This is a genomic window from Synechococcus sp. CS-1328, assembly GCF_025128095.1.
GTDB lineage: Bacteria > Cyanobacteriota > Cyanobacteriia > PCC-6307 > Cyanobiaceae > CBW1002.
The window spans coordinates 1-20,120 of record NZ_JAHLYT010000003.1; the positions used below are offsets into that span (position 1 = coordinate 1).

Sequence of the window (20,120 nt, forward strand, 5' to 3'; positions counted from 1 at the left end):
CAACCAATGCCTTGCAGTCAGGCCAACGATGCCGAAATCGGTCTGTTTGCGGATCTGATAGCCGCCGATCCGACTTTTTGAGCCAGAAATCCACTGATGCCTGTGGAAAACGGACTCGTGGGTTGGTTTATCAGCAAACTCCTAAAGGGCCCGCTTGATCGCATAGATCGACAGTTCATCGCTGACATCTTCCGCCAGGTCGGCAATGCCATCCAGGGCATCGACCGCATCGCGCACATGCAGCTTCTGGACCAAGGACAGACTGGATGAGAAGATCATCCGCTTCAGTCTCACCGCCGAGCGATCGGCCTCAGACTCATAAACCCGAATCTCGTAGATATGGTCGCGAACCGCCACAGGATTCCTGAAGAACGCACGTGCCGCCATCACGGTGGCCTGCACGCTCTTGATCACAACGGCAAGTAGATTCTTGAGCTCCTCCAGAAATTCGGTGGCGCCCTTGTCCACGGTTGGATACTCAATCATGAATTCCTGGAAGCGGTCGACCACCACATCCAGAAGGCCATAGAGATCACTCAGCAGGCTTAGGACATCCCCGCGGAAATCGGGGATCAGCATCTCGCTGTAGAGCGTGCCTACCACGGATCGGCGAATCTCGTTGCAACGGGCTTTCAGGCCATTCATCTGCAGAAGCTTCTCCTCGCAGGCGTCGTTGACCCCTTGCTCCAAGAGCAGCAGCAGGCCCCGCTCGAAATAGATCACCCCCTCGGAGATCTTGTCTAGGAATTCATCAATCTTTCCCTCCAGGAACCTGGTCTTGCCGAACAGCTGCGGGGTTTCCTTCGACATGATGGCCCGAGGCTCTGGCGTGCTGAAAACGAAAGTCTGGCCAGTCGCTCCATCTGCCATCAAGTTAGGGCGAGGCCTTTTGAGGCCCCACAGGCTCCACAAACCGACACCCCCGTTGCCGTGATCGATCCCATGCCGTTGCGGGCTCAGATGCCTGCCCTCGCCAACAAGACCTACTTCAACTACGGCGGCCAGGGCCCCCTGCCCTCCCCGTCCCTGGAGGCGATCACAGCCGCATGGGCCACCATTCAGGAGCTGGGGCCGTTCACCGGGGCTGTGTGGCCCTACCTGGAGCAGATCACCTCCGCGTTGCGCCAGCGACTGGCTGCCTGGTTTGGGGTGTCGCCCCAGCGGGTGGCCCTCACCGAAAACGTGACCAGTGGCTGCGTGCTGCCGCTTTGGGGGTTGCCCTGGGAGCCGGGCGATCAGCTGCTGATCGGCGATTGTGAGCATCCCGGTGTGGTGGCCGCCTGCCGGGAGCTGGCCCAGCGCCAAGGGTTGAGCCTGGCCTGCCTGCCGGTGCAATGGCTGCGGAGCAGCAGCTGTTCCTGTGATGCCGCCGCCCTGGAGCAGGCGGTGCTGGAGCAGCTGCAGCGCAGCCTGCGGCCCCGTACCCGCCTGGTGGTGCTCTCCCACCTGCTCTGGAATACGGGCCAGGTGATGCCGATCGCGGCGGTGGCTGACCGCCTCGCCGCGCACCCCCGCAGGCCCTGGCTGCTGGTGGATGGGGCCCAGTCGCTGGGAAGTCTGCCCCTGGCAGAGGCGGGCGCGGCCAATGGTGCCGCCGCCGCCGATATCTACGGCTGCACTGGCCATAAGTGGTGCTGCGGCCCGGAAGGACTGGGAGCGGTGGTGCTCTCGGAGCGGCTGCTGGCGGAGGCTCGCCCCACCCTGATCGGTTGGCGCAGCCTCAGCAACGAAGGCCAGGCCGGCAGCGGCTTTCACCACGACGGCCGCCGCTTCGAGGTGGCGACCTCCTGCACACCACTGATGGCCGGGCTGACGTGCTCCCTGCAGCTGCTGGAGGCCCAGGGGAGTGCTGAGCAGCGGCTGGCCCGAATCCAGCTCCTGAGCCGGCAGCTGTGGGAGGGCTTGGGAACGTTGCCTGGCATTCAGCCCCTGCTCACGGCTCCGCCGCCGGCCGGGCTGGTGAGCTTTCAGCTGGAGGTGGCGACGGCTGAGCCCAGCGGCGGCGATGCCGCTCGGGCCAATGGGTTGGTCAAGGCCCTTGGCCAGAAAGGCATTTGGATCCGCAGCCTTGATGATCCGATCTGTCTACGGGCCTGCACCCACATCACCACCACCGAGGCGGAGGTGGAGCGGCTGCTCCAGAGCCTCGCGGAGATTTTGGCCGGGGAATCCGGCCTGTGCTGAGATCCCTTGCATGCATAAAAAAGCCGGTGCCCTTTCGAGCGCCGGCTTTGCATGGATGCCTTGATCGCGCAAAGCGACCCTCAGATGGGCTCTGAAGGAATCGTTCCGTCGACGGTGGTCTCGTGGGTGAGCAGGTTGCTGTAGACCCAGCCGGCCAGCAGGGCACCGGCGATCGGGGCCACCCAGAACAGCCACAGCTGACCCAGGGCCTCGCCGCCCACCCATAGAGCCACACCAGTGCTGCGCGCTGGATTGACCGAGGTGTTGGTGACGGGGATGCTGATCAGGTGGATCAGGGTGAGAGCCAGACCGATCGGCAGACCGGCGAAGCCCACAGGAGCCAGCTTGTCGGTGGTGCCGAGGATCACCAGCAGGAAGATGAAGGTGAGCACCACCTCGATCACCAGGGCGGCAACGAAGCCATAGCCACCGGGGGAGTGCGCCCCGAAACCGTTGGTGGCGAGGGGATTGCTGCCGGACAGCTCAAAGCCGGCACGGCCCGAAGCCACGAGCAGAATCAGGCCGCCGGCGATCACCGCACCGATCACCTGGGCGGCGATGTAGGGCAGCAGCAGGGAGCCGCGGAAGCGCCCGCCGGCCCAGAGGCCGAAGCTCACGGCTGGGTTGATGTGGCAGCCGGAGATGTGGCCGATGGCATAGGCCATCGTCAGCAACGTCAGGCCGAAGGCCAGGGAAACGCCGAGGAATCCCAGCCCCAGGGGGTTGGCGGCAGCGTTGTCGTAGGGGAAGTTGGCCGCGAGCACCGCACTGCCACAGCCGCCGAGTACGAGCCAGAAGGTGCCGATCAGTTCCGCCAGGAACTTCTTCGACACGGGAATGTCTTGGGCCATTAGTCAAAGTAACGCGTCTGCAAGATAGGAAACCATGGCAGCATTCCCCGCTGGACTGTCACAATGATCAGACAAACAGATCAGGCTCAAAAATTCAGGTGATCTCAGGACGCCATGGCCCGCAGTGCCTTCTCGGCCTCTTCGCGGTCATCGAAGTGGATCTTGGTGGTGCCGAGGATCTGGTAGTCCTCGTGGCCCTTGCCTGCGATCAGCACCAGGTCCTGCGGGCCGGCCTGGGCGATGGCACCAGCGATGGCCTTGGCCCGATCCACCTCCACGTCCATGGACGTGCTAACCGGGATGCCGGCCAGGACGTCTTCAAGGATCGCCTGGGGATCCTCGGTGCGGGGGTTGTCGGAGGTCACCACCACCTGATCGGCCAGGCGAGCCGCAATCGCGCCCATCAGGGGCCGCTTGGTGCGGTCGCGATCACCGCCGCAGCCGAACACGCAGATCAGACGGCCGCGGCAGAAGGGCCGGCAGGCCAGCAGGGCGCTCTCCAGACCATCGGGGGTGTGGGCGTAGTCCACCAATACCGCCGGAGCCGGTGGCCCACCGGCCAGGCTCACCCGCTCCATCCGGCCGGGCACGCCACGGAAGTTTGCCAGCCCCTCCAGCAGCTGCGGCACTGGAATGTTCTGCTGCACCAACACCCCCACCGCCTGCAGCAGATTCATCAGATTGAAGCGGCCCACCAACGGTGAGCGGAAGGCCCCTGAGCCCCTGGGGGTCACCAGGGTGCCATGCACGCCGGTGGCCTCCATCACCAGATCGGTGATCGTGAGTTCCATGGTGGGATCCTCAAGGGAGCTGCGCCAGCAGAGATCCCCCCGCTGCTGACGCAGGTGCTGGGCAAGGCGGAGTCCCCAGGGATCATCCACGTTCACCACGGCGCCGCCGGCTAGCAGCGGGTCTTCGAACAGCCGACACTTGGCCGCGAAGTAGGCCTCCATGGTGGCGTGATAGTCGAGGTGGTCCTGGGTGAGGTTGGTGAACACCGCCCCGGCGAAGCGGCAGCCGCTGACCCGCTCCTGGTCGAGGGCATGGGAACTCACCTCCATGGCGCCGATCCGGGCGCCGGCCTCCACGGCCTGGGCCAGCTGGGCCTGGAGCACATCGGCGAATGCGGTGGTGTGCTGCGCCGTCACGCTGTGGCCGGGCCAGCGGTTCGCCAGGGTGCCGAACAGGGCCACCGGCGTACCAGCCTCGCTGGCCAGGTGCTCGATCAGATGGGTGGTGGTGGTTTTGCCGTTGGTGCCGGTGACCCCAATCAGGGCCAGTCGCTGGCTGGGTTGTTGCCAGAAGTCGGCGGCCAGCAGGCCGGCCCAGTGGGCCACCGGATCACTCGCCACCACCACGGGGTCTTCAGCACCGGGCGGTCTGGCGGCTGCGGCTTCCGGGCCGATCACGGCGGCCACCGCACCGGCTGCCAGGGCCTCGGGCCAGAAGGTTCCGCCATCCACCTGGGCACCCGGCAGTCCCACGAACAGGGTGCCCCGCTCGACCCGGCGGGAATCGCAATGGATGCCCAGCACCTCGGCGTTGGTACAGGCCGGCGGCACCGCCAGGCCGGCATGAAGCAGCAGCGGGTGGAGCAGCGGATGAGGCAGCGGATGCATCGGCAGCGCCGGAGCTGGAGACGGAAGCCTTTCTAGACGCCTGGCCCGGGAAATCCGTTCTCCTGCAACCAAGTCCGGAGTCGGGGGCCGGCCAGTCGCGGCGAGACCCGCGGCAACTCGCGGCGGGTGCCGTCCTGCTCAATCGCCAGCACCGGCACCGTCAGGTCGTACCGAGCCTTGAGGGCGGGATCGCCATCCACATCCAGGCACTGCAGCGGCAGGGGTGGCTGCAGGGCCCGCAACCGCTCTTCCAGGCCTTGGCACAGGCAGCAGTCCTGGCGGGTGTAGAGGATCAGCTCGGCCATGGATCAGGCGGGGGCAGTCAGGAACGCTTCAGTCGGGAACGGGATCGCAGCCGCAGGGGGTGAAGGGATGGCAACGCAACAGTCGGCCGGCGGTGAGCCAGCTGCCACGCCAGGGGCCGTGGCGGCGGATCGCCTCGAGGCCGTAGGCGCTGCAGCTGGGAATGAAGCGGCAACGGGGCCCGAGCAGCGGCGAGAGCCAACGGCGGTAGAGGCTGATCAGTCCGAGCAGCAGCAGGGTCAGCCAGCGCGTTGCCCAATCGCCCTTGGGGGTGTCAGCCAGCGGATCAGCGGTTGAGAGCAGGGTCTCCAGCCCCGGGCTTGGGGCCAGACCTAGGGCTTCAGGGCCAACCGATAGGATCGATCGTTGGCGCTCCAAGACAAGGGCCTGCAGGACAGTGTCCAGCATGCTCCATGTCTCGGTCGCCACTCCCCCTTTCCTGGGGGATTTCCGTCCCACGATCCAACCTTCATGTCTCGCTACCGCGGCCCTCGTCTGAGGATCACGCGGCGCTTGGGAGACCTCCCCGGTCTCACCCGTAAGGCCGCCAAGCGGTCTTATCCCCCCGGTCAGCACGGCCAAGCCCGTCGCAAGCGCTCCGAATACGCCATCCGCCTGGAAGAGAAGCAGAAGCTTCGCTTCAACTACGGCATCTCCGAGCGCCAGCTCGTGCGCTACGTCAAGAAGGCGCGCGCCCAGGAGGGTTCCACTGGAACCAACCTGCTGAAGCTGCTCGAGAACCGCCTCGACAATCTTTGTTTCCGCGTGGGCTTTGGCCCCACGGTGCCCGGTGCCCGCCAGCTGGTGAACCATGGCCACGTGACCGTGAACGGTCGCGTCGTGGATATCCCCAGCTACCAGTGCAGGGCCGGTGATGTGATCGCCATCCGTGAACGCAAACAGAGCAAGCTCCTGGCTGAAGCCAACCTTGCCTTCCCGGGCCTGTCCAACATTCCCCCCCATCTTGAGTTTGATAAGGCCAAGCTCACCGTCAAGGTGGGCGGCAAGATCGAGCGCGAATGGGTGGCCCTGGAGATCAACGAACTCCTGGTGGTTGAGTTCTACTCCCGCAAGGTCTGAGTTTCCCATCTCGATTGCCTTCAAGCCCTCGCCATATTGCGGCGAGGGCTTTTTTGTGGAGGGCCTTTTCGCAGGAAGTCTTTGTCGTGAGACGTCTTTGTCGTGAGACGTCTTGTTTCGTGGGAAGACTTGTTCGCGGAATGTCTTTGCCCCGTAACCCCTTGCCCGGGCTGAGTGCTCGCTGCTGAGCCGTGCCCCCTCAGGGCCTTCGGCCCAGCTGCGGTCGCCTACGCCCCTTGAATCAGGCTCTCGAGAGCGGCGGTCACATCCGGCTGACGCATCAGCGCTTCGCCCACCAGCACCGCATCGGCGCCGGCGCTCTGCACCCGGTCGAGGTCGTCGCGGTTGAACAGGCCCGATTCGCTCACCAGCAGGGCCCCCTTGGCGCGCACCTGGGCTCCATAGCGCTGCATCAGCTGCTCGGTGGTGGCCAGATCGGTGTGGAAGGTGCTCAGATCACGGTTGTTGATCCCGATCAGCGTCACCCCGTCGAGGGCCAGCACCCGCTCCATCTCGACGGCATCGTGCACTTCCACCAGCACCGCCAACCCCAGACTGCGGGCCACCTTGAGCAGGTAGCCCAGGTCTTGATCGGTGAGGATGGCGGCGATCAGCAGGGCCGCATCGGCGCCGGCCGCACGGGCCTGGTACAGCTGATAGGGGCTGAGGATGAAGTCTTTGCAGAGCAGCGGCAGGGCCACCACCTGGCGCACCTGCACCAGCACCTCGAAGCCGCCCTGGAAAAAGGTCTTGTCGGTGAGCACCGACAGGCAGCTGGCGCCACCGGCCGCGTAGCCGGCGGCAATGGCTTCGGGGTCGAAGTCTTCGCGGATCACCCCCTTGCTGGGGCTGGCCTTTTTCACCTCGGCGATCACGGCTGGCTTGCGGCAACTGGCCCGCAGGGCTGCCACGAAATCACGCGGGGCCGGCAGGTCGACCACCTGGGCCTTGAGCTGCTCCAGGCTCACCCGATCGCGCGCGACCGCCACCTCCCTGTCCTTTTCCCAGACGATCTTCTCGAGGATGTGACGGGGTTCAGCCTCCGGATGGGGAATGCCGTAGATGAGGTGGGCCACCTTCACGGGGGGATTGGGCGGGCGGCGACGAATCTCCATGCGGGTTCAGATCGGGAAAAGGAAAAGGAAACGGAGGGCGGTCCTGCGGGCTGAATCCTTAGCCCACGGCCATGGCGGCCTGCTTGTAGGCCACCTCGACCACCTCGCTGAGGGTGGGATGGGTGTGCACTTCGCTGGCCAGCTGCTGGACGTTCTGGCGGCGGGCCACGGCGTTGGCGATCTCCTGGATCAGATCGGCGGCGTGCAGGCCGTAGATGTGGGCGCCGAGCACTTCGCCACTGCTCTTGTTGAACAGCAGCTTCATCAGACCATCGCTCTCCAGCTCAGCCAGCGCCTTGGAGTTGGCCTTGAAATAGCTGCGCACTGTGCCCAGCTCGAAGCCGTCACGGGCCGCCAGCTCCTTGGCGTCTGCTTCGCTCAGGCCGACCGAACTGATCTCGGGGTGGGTGAAGGTGGCCGCCGGAATGGAGCGGTAATCGATCTCGCGGCCATGGCCCAGGATGTTGTCGATCGCCACGGTGCCCTGGGCGGCGGCGGTGTGGGCGAGCATCATCTTGCCGGTCACATCGCCCACGGCCCAGAGGTGGGGCACCGGCTCCCCATTCACCAGTACGCGCATCCGGTCATCCACCGGGATGAAGCCGCGGTTGGTCTCCACCCCCACGGAGGCCAGGTTGAGGTCCTTGCTGCTGGGAACCCGGCCGGTGGCCACCAGGACCGCATCCACCTCCAGGGTTTCGACCAACTCGCGGCTCTTCATGTCGGCCAGCTCAATCGTGACTGGGCAGCCCGGTGTCACCTTGCGGGCCAGCAGGCCGGAGCGGGCGTCGATGTCGCGGGCGTCGATCAGCTTGCGGGCCGCAATCTTGGCGATGTCGGGATCAAAGGTGGGCATCACCCGATCCAGGGCCTCAATCATCGTGACTTCACAGCCCAGGGCTGTGTACACATCGGCAAACTCCAGGCCGATGTAGCCACTGCCAATGATCGCCAGCCAGCGGGGCAGCCACTCCAGGCTCACCGCCTCGTCGCTGGTGAACACGGTGCGGCCGTCGGTCTCGATGCCGGGCGGCACGAAGGGCTCCGATCCGGTGGCGAGAATCACCTCGCGGGCGGTGTAAGGACGCTCAAGGCCACTGCCGCTCTCCCGCACCACCACGCGCTGCACCCCATCCAGGCGGCCTTTGCCCCGCAGGATGGTGGCTCCGGCCCGCTCCAGGGACTTGGTGAGATTGCCGCGGATCGTGGCCACCAGTTGGTTGGCGTGGTCGGCGATTTTCTGGCGCTCGAAGCGCACTGGCGCCGCATGGATGCCGAAGCCGGCCAGATGCTCGGCATCGGCCAGCTCGCGCACCCTGCCGCTGGCGGCCAGCAGGGCTTTGGAGGGCACACAGCCGCGATTCACACAGGTGCCGCCCATGTCGCGGGATTCAACGATGGCGACGCTGAGCCCATGCTCCGCAGCATGTTTGGCCGCATCGAAACCGCCATAGCCGGCGCCGATCACGATCACGTCGTAGTCGAAGGTCGCGTCGCTCACCGGGGCCGCTGCATCACTGATGCGGCATTCTCTCCTGTGGCTGGGTCGCGCGTTGCAGGATCCCCTGCCGCCAGCGTTCAAGCAGCAGCGGTGCTGCCGCCACCGCCACGTTCAGCGATTCCACCGCTGGGCTGTGGGGAATGGTGACCCGATGGCTGGCGAGAGTCAGCAGGTCGCGGCTGAGACCTCCCCCTTCGTTGCCCAGCAGCAGGATCGTGGGCCGGCGCCAGTCGAGCTGCCAGTAGGGGATCGAGGCCGCTTCCGCCTCCACCGCCGACGGCGCCAGGGCGGCCACCACCTGATAGCCAGCCTCCCGGGCCTGGCGCAGCCGCAGGCACAGCTCCGCCTCTTCAAGGCGCTCCAGCGGCAGTGCCAGGGCTGATCCGGCCGAGGCGCGCAGCACCTTCGGCTGGAAGGGATCGGCACCGCCGGCCAGCCAGAGCCGTTCCACGCCCGCCGCCAGAGCCGTGCGCATCAGCGTTCCCAGGTTGCCGGGATCCTGCAGCCGGTCGAGGACCAGCAGAAAACCAGGCAGGGTGCTGGAGGCGCTGGGGGGCAGTGGCAGGGTGAGCACCACCCCATCGGGGTGCTCGGTGGTGGCAGCAGCGGCCAGCACCTCGTCGCTCACCCGGTGCAGGCGCGTGCTGGCGGGCAGGGCCGCAACCAGCTCAGGGTGGCTCCCTTCCCAACGGGGCGTCAGCAGCAGATCACGGGGCTGCAGCCGCAGCTGCAGCACTTCCTGCAACAGGTGCGTTCCCTCTAGCAACAGCAGGCCGGCGTCACGGCGACCCCGCGGCTGGTGCAGTTGACGAATGCTCCGCACCAAGGGGTTGCGGCGGCTGCGGATCAGGTCTGCGTCGCGGATGAGGTCGTCCTCGCGGATCAGGTCATCCTGAGGGCTCAGACCCTCCTGGTCGGGGTGCTGCCCAGGACCCTCAACGCCTGAATCAGAAGGTCTGGTGGCGCCGGACATGCATGTGATCGCGAACGAGGATGGACCCATTGCCGATGTCCAGACCATGGACGACAGCGACTTCGCCCTGGAGTCCTTCGGCGCCGAGGTTCTCGATCAACTTCTTGATGACGATGTCTTCAACCGTGGACTGATCGAAGGAATCGGGTGTAAGTCTCTCAAGAAACTTACCGACTTTGGAGGCAACGACCTCGGAGGCGTTGGTGATCTTGAGAACGATCATGAGAGAAGTGCGGATGGGGAGACTTGAACTCCCACGACATTGCTGCCACTAGTACCTGAAACTAGCGCGTCTACCAATTCCGCCACATCCGCTGGCGCGCCGCTCGTTGCGACCCGCAAACCATACGCCATGGCCTGCCTGCCCCCCCAGTGTCCGCCTTCGCACATGTCCGCCCTTGGCGTGGGCTGACGCCGTCGCTGGGTCGTGGCTAGGCAAGGGAATCGGGTCGAGACAGTTCAAGGGGCGGCCGTCTAGACGGTCACACCGATCATTGTCAAGATGCCGCAACCGAAGACGGGACAGCCGCAGCCATGACCTACACCATTGTCCCGCCCCAGAAAATTCTCAATCCCCAGCTCGAAATTGCCGGCGGTCATGCCCTTTCGGGCGAAATCCGCGTCAGCGGCGCCAAGAATTCCGCCCTCGTGCTGATGGCGGCCTGCCTGCTGACCCGGGATCCGATCAGACTGCGCAATATCCCTCCCCTCACCGACATCACGGCGATGGGAGAAATTCTGGCGGCCCTCGGGGTGCAGGTGATCCGGCAGGGAGAGGCGATTGAACTGAACGGCGACCACATCAACCAGTCCACCGCTCCCTATGAGCTGGTCAACAGCCTGCGGGCCAGCTTCTTCTGCATTGGCCCCCTGCTGGCCCGCACCGGCATGGCCAAGATGCCCCTGCCCGGTGGCTGCCAGATCGGCTCGCGGCCGGTGGTGGAGCACGTCAAGGGGCTCAAGGCGCTGGGTGCCCAGGTCACGATTGACCATGGCGTCGTCACGGCCGTGGTGCCCGGTCAGGGACACCGTTTGCGTGGCGGCCGCATCCATCTCGATTGCCCCAGCGTCGGGGCCACCGAGACCCTGATGATGGCGGCCGCCCTGGCCGATGGCGAAACCACGATCGACAATGCCGCCCAGGAGCCGGAGGTGGTGGATCTGGCGGGCCTGTTGATCGCCATGGGAGCCCGGGTGCGTGGTGCCGGCACCCAGACGATCACGATCGTGGGGGTGGATCGCCTGCACGGCACCGACTACGCCGTGATTCCGGATCGGATCGAAGCCGGCACCTACCTGCTGGCGGCGGCGATCACCCGGTCCCATCTGCGGGTCGCCCCGGTGATCCCCGAGCACCTCGGCGCCGTGATCACCAAGCTCGAGGAAGCCGGCTGTCGGATCGAGAACGACGGCATCGGCCTCACCCTGCGGGCGGACCATGTGCGGGCAGTTGATCTGCGCACCCAACCCTTTCCCGGCTTTCCCACCGACCTGCAGGCTCCGTTCATGAGCCTGCTCGCCACGGCGGAGGGCACCAGCGTGATCACCGAAAACATCTTCGAGAATCGCCTCCAGCATGTGGCTGAGCTGCAGCGCATGGGTGCGTCGATCCGCATGAAGGGCAACACCGCCTTCGTGGAGGGCGTCTCCCGGCTGAGCGGTGCGCCGGTGCAGGGCACCGACCTGCGGGCCTCGGCGGCGATGGTGCTGGCTGGTCTGGCGGCTGAGGGCATCACCACCGTGCAGGGGCTTGAGTACCTCGACCGCGGCTACGCCGACCTCGAGGGCAAGCTCAATGGTGCCGGCGCCGCCATCCGGCGCACCAGCGCCAGCTGAGTAGGATTTCGAGCATGGGAGCGTGCCGGAATTGGTAGACGGACTCGACTCAAAATCGAGCGCCTTCGGGCATGTGGGTTCAAGTCCCACCGCTCCCATCTCCCCCCAGAGTTCATCCATCCTCCTCATCCACCGTGTCCACCTCTCCGGCGCCCCTTTCCCCGGTGATGGACACCTATGCCCGCTTCCCCCTGGAGCTGGCGAAGGGCAAGGGGGTGCATGTCTGGGACAGCCAGGGCGACCGCTATCTCGACTGCGTCGCTGGCATCGCTGTCTGCACCCTCGGCCATAGCGACCGCGTGATGAAGCGGGCTCTCTGCCGCCAGCTCGGCAAGCTGCAGCATGTCTCCAACCTCTACCGGATCCCGGAGCAGGAACAGCTGGCGGCTGCCATCACCGCCCGCAGTTGCACCGATCGGGTCTTCTTCTGCAATTCCGGCGCCGAGGCCAACGAGGCCGCCATCAAGCTGGCCCGCAAGCATGGTCACGTGGCGCGGGGCATCACCCAGCCGCTGATTCTCACGGCCCAGGCCAGCTTTCACGGCCGCACCCTGGCGGCGGTCACCGCCACCGGCCAGCCCAAGTACCACCAGGGTTTCGAGCCGATGGTGCAGGGCTTCCGCTACTTCCCCTACAACGACATCGCGGCGTTCGAGGCCCTGCTGGCCGACTGCGAGGCCCAGGGGCCGGCGGTGGCGGCGGTGCTGATCGAACCAATCCAGGGCGAGGGCGGTGTGATTCCGGGGGATCCAGCCTTTTTCAAGCGGCTGCGCCAGCTCTGCGACGAGAAGCAGATCCTGCTGATCTTTGACGAAGTGCAGATCGGCGTGGGCCGCAGCGGTCGGATGTGGGGCTATGAAACGCTCGGTGTCGAACCCGATGCCATCACCCTGGCCAAGGGGCTGGGCGGTGGTGTGCCGATCGGCGCCCTGGCGGTGAAGTCCGCCGTTGACCACTTCCGTCCCGGCGAGCACGCCAGCACCTTCGGCGGCAACCCGTTGGCCTGCCGGGCCGGCCTCACGGTGCTGCGCGAGATCGATCGCCGTTCGCTGCTGCCCCACGTGGAGCAGATGGGCCAGTTGCTGCGGCTGTTGCTCGAGGAGCTGGTGCGCCGCCATCCCCACCGGCTGGAGGGATGCCGCGGCTGGGGCCTGCTCCAGGGTCTGGTGCTGCGTCCGGAGGCACCCACCGCTCCTGAGATCGTCAAGGCGGCCATGGCCCAGGGGCTGCTGCTGGTGCCCGCCGGCCCCCAGGTGGTGCGCTTCGTGCCGCCGCTGGTGATCCAGCCGCGCCATCTGCGCAAGGCGGTGAAGCGCCTGGAGAAGGCCCTGCTCAGCCTGGCCTGACGGCGTGGTCCTCGATGCCTTCGACGACCTGATCGAGCCCTTCCAGCGGCGCGGTGTGGATCTCGGCCTGGAGCGGTTGACGTCCGCCCTGGCGGAACTCGGCCATCCGGAACGCCGCTTCCGCGCCGTGCAGGTGGCTGGAACCAACGGCAAGGGATCAATCGCCACCCTGGTCCACGCGGCCCTGCTGCAGGCCGGCGTTCGCTGCGGGCTCTACACCTCCCCCCACCTGGTGAGCTGGTGCGAGCGGATCCGGCTCGGCGCAGCGCCGATTCCCGCCCCGGAGCTGCGCCGCCAGCTTGAGGCGCTGCAGGTCGTGGGGCAGCGGCACCGACTCACCCCGTTCGAACTGGTCACCGCCGCCGCCTTCTGTGCCTTTGCCGAGGCAGACCTGGAGCTGGTGGTGCTGGAGGTGGGCCTGGGGGGGCGGCTCGATGCCACCACGGTGCATCCCCGGCGCGAGGTGATCGGCTTCGCCGCGATCGGCATGGATCACGCCGAGTTTCTCGGGTCGGATCCTGGCCAGATTGCCGCGGAGAAGGCCGGCGTGTTGCGGCCGGGTTGTGTGGCGATCAGCGGCCCCCAGAGCCCTGCTGTGGCGGCGGTGTTGCAGGAGCGGGCCGAGGCGGTCGGGGCGGAGCTGCGCTGGGTCGAGCCAGCCGTGGTGGCAGATCGTGGTGACGATTGGCTTCACAGCGATGGACTCACCTACCGCTGTGGCCTGAGCGGAGCGGTGCAGCTTCACAACAGCGCCGTGGCCCTGGGGATGCTGCGGGCGCTGATCGAAGGCGGCTGGCCGCTCAGCGAGGAGGCGATCGCGGTGGGATTCGCGGCGGCCCACTGGCCCGGCCGGCTGCAGCCCATGCATTGGCAGGGCCGCCCTCTGCTGCTGGATGGGGCCCACAATCTGCCGGCCGCCGAAGCCCTGCGCGCTGAACTTGACCAGCGGGCTGCCCAGGGAACGATCGCGGCGGCAGGGGAACGGGTCTGGCTGCTCGGCGTCCTGGCCAACAAGCAGGGGCCGGCGATGCTGCGGGCTCTGCTGACCCCGGGCGATCGGGCCTGGATCGTGCCGGTCAGCGGCCATTCCTGCTGGAGCCAGGACCAGCTGGCAGAAGCCTGCCCGGAGCTGGCCAGCCAGCTGCAGGCGGCGGCGGATTGGTCCTCGGCCCTGGACGCCCCGGCGCCTGCTGCCGCGCCCCCGCTGATCGTGGCGGGTTCCCTGTATCTGATCGGCAGCCTGCTGGCCGCTGCTGCGACAGAGTGAAGCCAGACGCCGCCAGCACCGTGATGCCTGTCTTTCAGCCTCCGGTGCTCCGCCGGCCCGCGGCCACGACGCCCCGGAGGTCGCGGGGGGCCTCAACCGACTTTCTCAGCGGGCTGAAGCGACTGGATCTCGTCAGCGGGCTCAGGGGACGGTTGGGGGGGCTTTTGGCCTGCACCTTGCTGGTCCTGCTGCCGATGCTGCCGGCCGGTTTGTCGCCAGCTTCCGCTCTCGACACGGTCGCCGGGGTTGGGCTGCAGGAGCGGGCCCTGTTCCAGGAGAGGGTCGACTACACCCTGACCAACCAGAGCGGCGCGGACTTCAGCGGTCAGGCCTTGGCCAACACCTCCTTCGCCGGTGTGGTGGGTCGTCAGGCCAACTTCCACGGCGCCGACCTGCATGGCTCCATCCTGACCCAGGGCGCCTTCGCCGGCGCTGATTTCAGCGGCGCCGATCTCAGTGATGCCCTGATGGACCGGGGCGACTTCAGCGGCGTCGATTTCCGGGGCGCGGTTCTGCGTGGTGCGATCGCCTCCGGCGGCAGTTTCGCTGGCGCAGACGTGACCGATGCCGACTTCAGCGACGCCCTGCTGGACCGCTCTGATCAGAAACAGCTCTGCCGCAACGCCGAGGGCACCAACCCGATCACCGGCGTCGACACCCGCCTCAGCCTGGACTGCGGCTGAAGGCTCAGCTGGAGAGGCTGGCGCCCTGGGATCGGGCCGGATCCAGATACCAGCCGCGCAGCTTGCCGGGGTTGAGCAGGCCGGCCGGGTCGTAGAGGGCCTTTGCCGCCACCTGATCGGCATCCACCACGCCGAGGCCGCCATCCTCCACGCTGATCACGTGCGGATTGAAGATCAGCGCCCCGAGGCTGCGGCACTGCGCGATCAGATCCTGCAGCCGTTCGTTGTCATGCCAGCGCAGCAGTGGCAGCCCCGCCAGCCGCGCCGCTCCCGACTGACGCACGGCCTCCAGGTGCCAGAGCAGATCGCCGCCCCAGCTGTTCCGCAATGCTTCCAGGGCAGGCCCCTCTGGCTGGGGCAGAAGCATCTGCAGGTAGGTCCAGCCGGAGGTATGGGCCCGCCAGTGCAGGGTGGTGTGGTTCCAGGTGAGCTCCCGCAGGGGCAGTCCGCGGCTCTGGCCCTGGGGCGCTTGCCAGCAGACGCTGCCACCGCGCTGGGCCAGCCAGTGCGGCAGCAGATCGAGGCTGTCGGGGGCGGCCAGCAGCAGCAGCCGGTGCTCACCCGCCTGCGGCGACGGACACCCCTGCGGCCAGGGGGAGCGTTCGGCGATCGGTGCCTCCAGCAGGCAGAGGGCATTGAGCAGCAGCGCCGTGGTTGGCAGCTCCTGGGCCACGGCCAGCGCGTCCTGCCAGTGGGCGAACCCCACCACCAGCTCCTGCCACGCCACGGCCTCGGTGGTTGCCAGGGTCAGGGCGGTGAGGATGCCATTCGTGCCGTAGGCGTGGTTGAGCGGACGGCTGGCCTCGGCATCCAGCTGCAGCAGCCGCGGTTCCGGCTCCAGGGTCACGATCTCGAGCCCGAGCAGATGGCCTGGATCCCGCAGAAAGCCCCAGCGCAGCGATCCGACCCCACCGGAGCCACCGGCGATGAAGCCACCCAGGCTGGAAGTGCGGTAGGTGCTGGGCGCCAGGCGCAGCGCCCGCCCATGGCCGGCCAGCTGCTGATCCAGGGGGGCCAGCAGGCAACCGGCCTCCGCCGTGATCACCCCGCTGTGGGGATCGACCCGTCGCAACCGGTTCAGGCCGGAGAGGTCGAGCACCACCCCACCAGCCAGGGGCACGCACTGGCCGTAATTGCCGGTGCCGGCACCGCGCAGCGTCAGTGGCACGCCATGGCGGACACAGCCTGCCGCCACCGCCATCACCTGATCGGTGGAGTTGGCACTGATCGCCAGCTGGGCGCTGTGGTTCTGGAGCAGCGGAACCAGCACCGGCGAGTAGTCGTGATAGTCGCTGGAGCGCCGCCGGAGCTCACGGGCCATGGCCGCCGCCTGGTCCGCCTGCTGCGGCCCGTGATCACCGCTGGCCGGTGGCAGGGGGCCCACCAGCGGCAGATCGGGGTGATGCCGCGTCAGGTCCTCAGCGAGGGCACGAACCGAGGCGGCGGAACAGTGACCCGCCGCCGCCACCAGGGCCGCGGCGTCATAGGTGCTGTGGGCGGATGGGCTGGGATCCGGGGCGTTGGGTTTCGGCGACTCTGGCGAGGGCATGCGGGGAGGGGATGAGCTCAGGGGCGGGGTTGGCCGTCATGCCCCCAGATTGGCCAGAACCGCCGCCGGCTGCTGCGACAGCGGTGGTGGCAACCAGCGACCGCCCCGCAGCACCCGTCGCTGCGGTGGGCGCGCCAGCACCTCACTCCAGGAGCAGGCCGCCAGCACGACCAGGTCCGCCGGTGCTCCTGGCCGCAGCACCCCGTCCCAGGGAAGACGCAGCAGCCGCGCCGCTTCGGTGCTGAAGGGAGCCAGCCCCTGGCGCAGCCAGGGGGCCTGATGGCTGGCGACCACGCTGAAGCGCAGCACCTCGATCGGATCGAAATCGCCGCCGGGGAACCAGGGATCCTGCACGTTGTCGCCGCCGATCGCCACCAGCACCCCGGCCGCCTGCAGTTGGCGCACGGGGGCCTGGGGCCGCAGGCGCGGCGTGCAGCCCGGTCTGCGATCCAGCAGCCAGTGATTGGTGCCCGGCAAGGCCACCACGGCCACACCCGCGGCCGCGAGCTGATCGAGCAGGGGCCTCAGTTGATGCTCCGGCAGCAGCGCCAGGCTGCTGGCGTGGCTGCAGGTGATCGGCACGGAACAGGGTTGGTGGCGCAGTGCCTGGAGCAACATCCGCACGCCGCGGGCCTGGCCCTGGTCGCTTTCGTCGATGTGCAGATCGATGCCACAGCCGTGGCGCTCCGCCAGCCTCAGCAAAGCCTGCAGGGCCTGCTGGTCGTCGTGGCTGGGGCGATAGGGCGGACCGAGCACACCACCGAGCAAGCCACCCGTCGCCGCGACCCTTGCCGCCAGGGCCTCGCCGGCCGGAGTGCCCCAGTGATCGAGGGGCACCAGGGCCACGAGCTCCAGCTCCAGCCGATCGGCCCAGCGGTGACGCAGGGCCTCCAGGGCCTCCCAGCTGGGCTCCCACCAGGGACCAAGGCTGTCGATGTGGCTGCGCATCGCCCGCAGGCCCTGCCGCCAGCCCCGCTCCAGGGCCCGTTCGCCCCGCCCATGAATCTGCTCCTGGGTGCGTTCGTTGGCCTCGTTGCGATTGGCGGCCATGGCCCCGGCGATCGTTCCGGCTCGGTTGGCATGGCGCGACCAACTGAAGGCTTTATCGAGGTGGGCGTGGGGCTCCACCAGGGGGGTGAGGGCCAGGGGCAGGGCGGCGGGATCGAGCCCGCTGTGGCGGGAGCCTGGCCAGGCCTCGATGGCCGCGATGCGCCCATCAGCAGATCGCAGGCGGACGGCCACCAGTCCATCGGAATCAGCTGCGGGCAGGCCCGACAGGCCCGGATCGAGAAGCTGGCGCGGCAGCTGCAGGTCCAGGGTGGTCGGTGGGGCTGCCTGGACAGGGCCGGCTTCAGGATTCAACGCTGGGCCTCCTTCTGCTGATCCTTCGGGTCTGGGCGGCGCTCCTCGCCGGCCTCGAGCACCCAGAAGTGTCCAGCCATGGCCAGGGTGGAGACGGTGTAGTGGGGCAGCCGCCAGTTGGGCAGGAGCTGCTGGCCACCGATCTCGGTGCTGTAGAGACTGCCCACTCCGAAATCGATGCGGCGACTCTGGCTGCGGGCCAGCTGGCCGAGCACTCCGTGCTGGGCCATCACCAGGCCATGGCAATCGCTGATCACCAGCCGAATCATCATCGGCAATCCCTTCTCGCTGCAGAGCTCTTCGGAAGCCATCGCCGCCAGCCGATCGCCGGCGAACCGTTCGAATTCGTCGGGGCCGGGGTTGGTGGCCGCCAGACCAGCGGCCCCCAGGACCACCACGGGCAGGCCCACGAGCCAGGGTGTCAGCGATCGGGAGGGCAAGCGAGGCGAACGCACGGATGTCCAGGTTCGCAAAGATCAGCCCTTGGCCGGAACCGGGGTTGCGACTCCGGCGGGAAGCGGTGCAGTAGCCCTGAGAAAGTCCTGGGCGCGGCAGTGGCTGTAGCGGGCAACGTCCTGCTCCTCGAAGCGATCGCCTTTCAGCAGAGAGGGATTGAGGCGTCGCAGCTCAGCCAGCTGTTGCCGCTGCTGGGTTTCCAGCACGGCCCGCCGCTCCCGGTGGCGAGCCTCCCAGCGGCCGCGACGCTGCCACTCCGCCTGCTTCCAGGCAGCGAGCGCCGCCTCATAACGCTCCCTATCTAGCTCCTGGTCCTCTGGCCGGTAACGCGCTTCAAGCTCCTCATCAGGGGGCCTGGGTCGTGGCGAGGGGTCGTAGCCCTCCAGGCGCAGGTCGGCGAGGCTCTGCCGGGTGCGGCGCAGCTCCGTCACCAGGGTGAGCATGGGTTGGCGCTGCTGCCGGCAACGGGCCAGATCGGCCTGCAGGCGTTGCTGAGCTTGTTCACGGCGCTGCCGTTCCTGGGCCTTCTCTGCGGCCAGGCGTTGGTCCACTCCGGGCAGGCAGCGCAGCTCGCGCCAGGGTCCGAGCAGGGGAGGGCCAGAGGCAGCGGCCAGGTTGCGGCAACGCTGCCGGCCAGCCTCACTCACCCCAACCCCTGCCAGGGCGCAACTGCTGAGCAGCAGGGACAGGGCCAACAAGGGCGTGGCCAGGCGGAAGGGTCTCGCGACCAGTCCGTCTCCGGCAGGTCGTGGGTCAGGAGAGGGGATGCGACCGGCAGCCACGCGGTCTGAACCGGCAATGGATCGGCAACGACGCTAGAGCCCGAGGCGGGCAATGGGTTGACTCGCCCCAATCCAACCTTTTGGCACGCCATCCCCGCACGGCATCCGGGCAGGGTGGCCAAGCGGTGTGGTGCTGCCTGTGCTGATGTAAGTTCTGCCTACCCACGGCGGGCGTCGCCAAGTGGTTAAGGCAGCGGCTTGTGGCGCCGCTATTCGGGGGTTCGAGTCCCCTCGCTCGCCCTCTCTGAAACCGGTGGCTTGACCACCGGTTTTTTGCTCTGAACCGTGCTCGGCTCGAGAGGCTCCTGCGACCCGATCCGTTGACACGATCAATGGATCCAGCGGTTAACGGGAGCAATCGCCACGCTCATCTACGAGCGGTTGGCTGAGCCGCTAGGAACAGCCCCCAGGGCCTCCAGGAGCCGATCGGCACCCGGCCACTCCCGCACCGGATCAGCGCAGACCAGCCCGGTCTCCTGCTCCACGGCCGCCATGGCGGCAGCGGCCTGATCGGCGCCGAGATGGGCGGTGTTCAGCGCAATCGCCGCCACCCGAGGCGGCGGTGTGCGCCCCGGACGTCCCAGGGCAGCCAGCGCTTCCAGGGTGGCGATCAGCTCGGCCAGCGGGGGCAGGGTGATGCTGGGGTGGCGCTGGATGGTGGTCTGGCCGGCCCGATGCACCAGCAGCAAGGCCGTGGGCTGGCTGCCGCGCAGTAGCGGCAGGGTGGCGGTGGAGCCTGGGTGGCAGAGGGATCCCTGCCCTTCCACGACCAGCAGTCCCTGGCTGTCCAGGCCATCCGCTGTTGTCAGCACGGCCTGCTCCACCGCCCCGGCGGCGTAGTCCACCCGCACCGCATCGAGGGGAACGCCACGGCCGCTGATCAGGATGCCGGCCTGACCGGTGCCCACGAACCGGGCCGGCAGACCCCTCCTGCCGGCGGCGGCGACCAGCTCCAGGCAGGCACTCATCTTCCCCACCGCCATGTCGCTGCCCACCGCCAGCACCCGCTGGCAGGGCAGGGTCGCCGCCAGTGCCGACCCCACCACCAGGTCAGGTGGCTCTTGACGCAGATCCCAGATCCACTGGCCCGGCTGCAACCGAGCCGCCAGCTCCGGATCGTCGCCGAGGCGACTGTGCAGGCCACTGGCCACGCTCAGGCCCGCCTCCAGGGCCGCGGCCACATCCCCCCAGAGCGCCGGCGGCAGCTTGCCGC

20 protein-coding genes and 3 tRNA genes are annotated in these 20,120 nt (G+C 67.7%); 8 read left to right on the forward strand and 15 right to left on the reverse strand.

Translation table 11 applies throughout. The annotated features are described in order from the left end of the window. Nucleotides 1–141: 141 nt before the first annotated feature. Nucleotides 142–870, reverse strand: a complete 729-nt coding sequence (locus KQ310_RS00205) for a DUF47 domain-containing protein (RefSeq protein ID WP_259719786.1) — start codon at nt 868–870, stop codon at nt 142–144. A 90-nt stretch (nt 871–960) separates the two neighbouring features. Here KQ310_RS00205 and KQ310_RS00210 point away from each other — a divergent pair, with 90 nt between their 5' ends. Continuing rightward, complete coding sequence (locus KQ310_RS00210) at nt 961–2,184, forward strand: aminotransferase class V-fold PLP-dependent enzyme (RefSeq protein WP_259719787.1); 1,224 nt, start codon at nt 961–963, stop codon at nt 2,182–2,184. A gap of 80 nt (nt 2,185–2,264) precedes the next feature. Here the strand turns inward: KQ310_RS00210 and aqpZ are convergent, their stop codons facing one another. From aqpZ to yidD, 4 genes are all read right to left on the reverse strand, one after another. After that, complete coding sequence (gene aqpZ, locus KQ310_RS00215; protein WP_259719788.1) at nt 2,265–3,035, reverse strand: aquaporin Z; 771 nt, start codon at nt 3,033–3,035, stop codon at nt 2,265–2,267. 104 nt (nt 3,036–3,139) lie between these two features. Next, entirely contained in the window at nt 3,140–4,654 is a 1,515-nt protein-coding gene (locus KQ310_RS00220; RefSeq protein WP_259719789.1) for a UDP-N-acetylmuramoyl-L-alanyl-D-glutamate--2,6-diaminopimelate ligase, read from the reverse strand. Nucleotides 4,655–4,686: 32 nt separating this feature from the next. Then, entirely contained in the window at nt 4,687–4,959 is a 273-nt protein-coding gene (locus KQ310_RS00225; protein WP_259719790.1) for a glutaredoxin family protein, read from the reverse strand. A 28-nt stretch (nt 4,960–4,987) separates the two neighbouring features. Continuing rightward, nucleotides 4,988–5,239 carry a membrane protein insertion efficiency factor YidD gene (gene yidD, locus KQ310_RS00230; RefSeq protein ID WP_259719804.1) on the reverse strand — a complete coding sequence of 84 codons (252 nt, stop codon included), beginning with the start codon at nt 5,237–5,239 and terminating at the stop codon, nt 4,988–4,990. A 189-nt stretch (nt 5,240–5,428) separates the two neighbouring features. On the opposite strand from yidD, the gene rpsD reads away from it, so the two are divergent. Beyond that, nucleotides 5,429–6,037: a 30S ribosomal protein S4 gene (gene rpsD / locus KQ310_RS00235; RefSeq protein ID WP_197153788.1), complete on the forward strand. Its 609-nt coding sequence runs from the start codon at nt 5,429–5,431 to the stop codon at nt 6,035–6,037. Nucleotides 6,038–6,264: 227 nt separating this feature from the next. On the opposite strand, the gene trpC is transcribed toward rpsD, so the two are convergent. The 5 genes from trpC to KQ310_RS00260 all read right to left on the reverse strand — a co-directional run bounded on the left by trpC (nt 6,265) and on the right by KQ310_RS00260 (nt 9,941). Beyond that, nucleotides 6,265–7,152 (reverse strand): indole-3-glycerol phosphate synthase TrpC, encoded by an 888-nt coding sequence (trpC, locus tag KQ310_RS00240; RefSeq protein WP_259719791.1) that lies wholly within the window; start codon nt 7,150–7,152, stop codon nt 6,265–6,267. A 58-nt stretch (nt 7,153–7,210) separates the two neighbouring features. Further along, on the reverse strand, nt 7,211–8,653 hold the full coding sequence (lpdA, locus tag KQ310_RS00245; protein ID WP_259719792.1) for a dihydrolipoyl dehydrogenase: 1,443 nt from the start codon (nt 8,651–8,653) through the stop codon (nt 7,211–7,213). Nucleotides 8,654–8,666: 13 nt separating this feature from the next. Beyond that, nucleotides 8,667–9,626, reverse strand: coding sequence for an RNA methyltransferase (locus KQ310_RS00250; protein WP_259719793.1), 960 nt, complete (start codon nt 9,624–9,626; stop codon nt 8,667–8,669). Beyond that, nucleotides 9,601–9,849 carry a hypothetical protein gene (locus KQ310_RS00255; protein ID WP_259719794.1) on the reverse strand — a complete coding sequence of 83 codons (249 nt, stop codon included), beginning with the start codon at nt 9,847–9,849 and terminating at the stop codon, nt 9,601–9,603. The genes KQ310_RS00250 and KQ310_RS00255 overlap by 26 nt, the downstream gene beginning before the upstream one ends. Nucleotides 9,850–9,857: 8 nt before the next feature. After that, nucleotides 9,858–9,941 (reverse strand) — tRNA-Leu (locus tag KQ310_RS00260). Nucleotides 9,942–10,160: 219 nt separating this feature from the next. Between KQ310_RS00260 and murA the strand changes: the two genes are divergently transcribed. From murA to KQ310_RS00285, 5 genes are all read left to right on the forward strand, one after another. Continuing rightward, nucleotides 10,161–11,462: a UDP-N-acetylglucosamine 1-carboxyvinyltransferase gene (gene murA / locus KQ310_RS00265; RefSeq protein ID WP_259719795.1), complete on the forward strand. Its 1,302-nt coding sequence runs from the start codon at nt 10,161–10,163 to the stop codon at nt 11,460–11,462. Nucleotides 11,463–11,478: 16 nt separating this feature from the next. Further along, nucleotides 11,479–11,560, forward strand: a tRNA-Leu gene (locus KQ310_RS00270). Nucleotides 11,561–11,629: 69 nt separating this feature from the next. Continuing rightward, nucleotides 11,630–12,808, forward strand: coding sequence for an aspartate aminotransferase family protein (locus KQ310_RS00275; protein ID WP_399237243.1), 1,179 nt, complete (start codon nt 11,630–11,632; stop codon nt 12,806–12,808). A 4-nt stretch (nt 12,809–12,812) separates the two neighbouring features. After that, complete coding sequence (locus KQ310_RS00280) at nt 12,813–14,075, forward strand: folylpolyglutamate synthase/dihydrofolate synthase family protein (protein ID WP_259719797.1); 1,263 nt, start codon at nt 12,813–12,815, stop codon at nt 14,073–14,075. 194 nt (nt 14,076–14,269) lie between these two features. Beyond that, nucleotides 14,270–14,758 carry a pentapeptide repeat-containing protein gene (locus KQ310_RS00285; protein ID WP_259719798.1) on the forward strand — a complete coding sequence of 163 codons (489 nt, stop codon included), beginning with the start codon at nt 14,270–14,272 and terminating at the stop codon, nt 14,756–14,758. 4 nt (nt 14,759–14,762) lie between these two features. On the opposite strand, the gene KQ310_RS00290 is transcribed toward KQ310_RS00285, so the two are convergent. Genes KQ310_RS00290 through KQ310_RS00305 form a run of 4 tightly spaced genes read right to left on the reverse strand, consistent with a single transcriptional unit; the run spans nt 14,763 to nt 18,823 of the window. Next, nucleotides 14,763–16,307 (reverse strand): FAD-binding oxidoreductase, encoded by a 1,545-nt coding sequence (locus tag KQ310_RS00290; RefSeq protein WP_259719799.1) that lies wholly within the window; start codon nt 16,305–16,307, stop codon nt 14,763–14,765. 36 nt (nt 16,308–16,343) lie between these two features. Continuing rightward, nucleotides 16,344–17,669, reverse strand: a complete 1,326-nt coding sequence (locus KQ310_RS00295; RefSeq protein WP_259719800.1) for an amidohydrolase family protein — start codon at nt 17,667–17,669, stop codon at nt 16,344–16,346. After that, a complete protein-coding gene (locus tag KQ310_RS00300; protein ID WP_259719801.1) occupies nt 17,666–18,109 on the reverse strand; it encodes a DUF4359 domain-containing protein in 444 nt (147 codons plus the stop codon). Before KQ310_RS00300 ends, KQ310_RS00295 begins: the two co-directional genes overlap by 4 nt. 36 nt (nt 18,110–18,145) lie before the next feature. Further along, a complete protein-coding gene (locus tag KQ310_RS00305; RefSeq protein ID WP_259719802.1) occupies nt 18,146–18,823 on the reverse strand; it encodes a hypothetical protein in 678 nt (225 codons plus the stop codon). A 251-nt stretch (nt 18,824–19,074) separates the two neighbouring features. Between KQ310_RS00305 and KQ310_RS00310 the strand changes: the two genes are divergently transcribed. Next, a tRNA-His gene (locus KQ310_RS00310) sits at nt 19,075–19,147 on the forward strand. 131 nt (nt 19,148–19,278) lie between these two features. Here KQ310_RS00310 and KQ310_RS00315 read toward each other — a convergent pair. Beyond that, on the reverse strand, nt 19,279–20,120 hold an 842-nt coding region (locus tag KQ310_RS00315), incomplete at its 5' end, for a DUF1611 domain-containing protein (protein ID WP_259719803.1).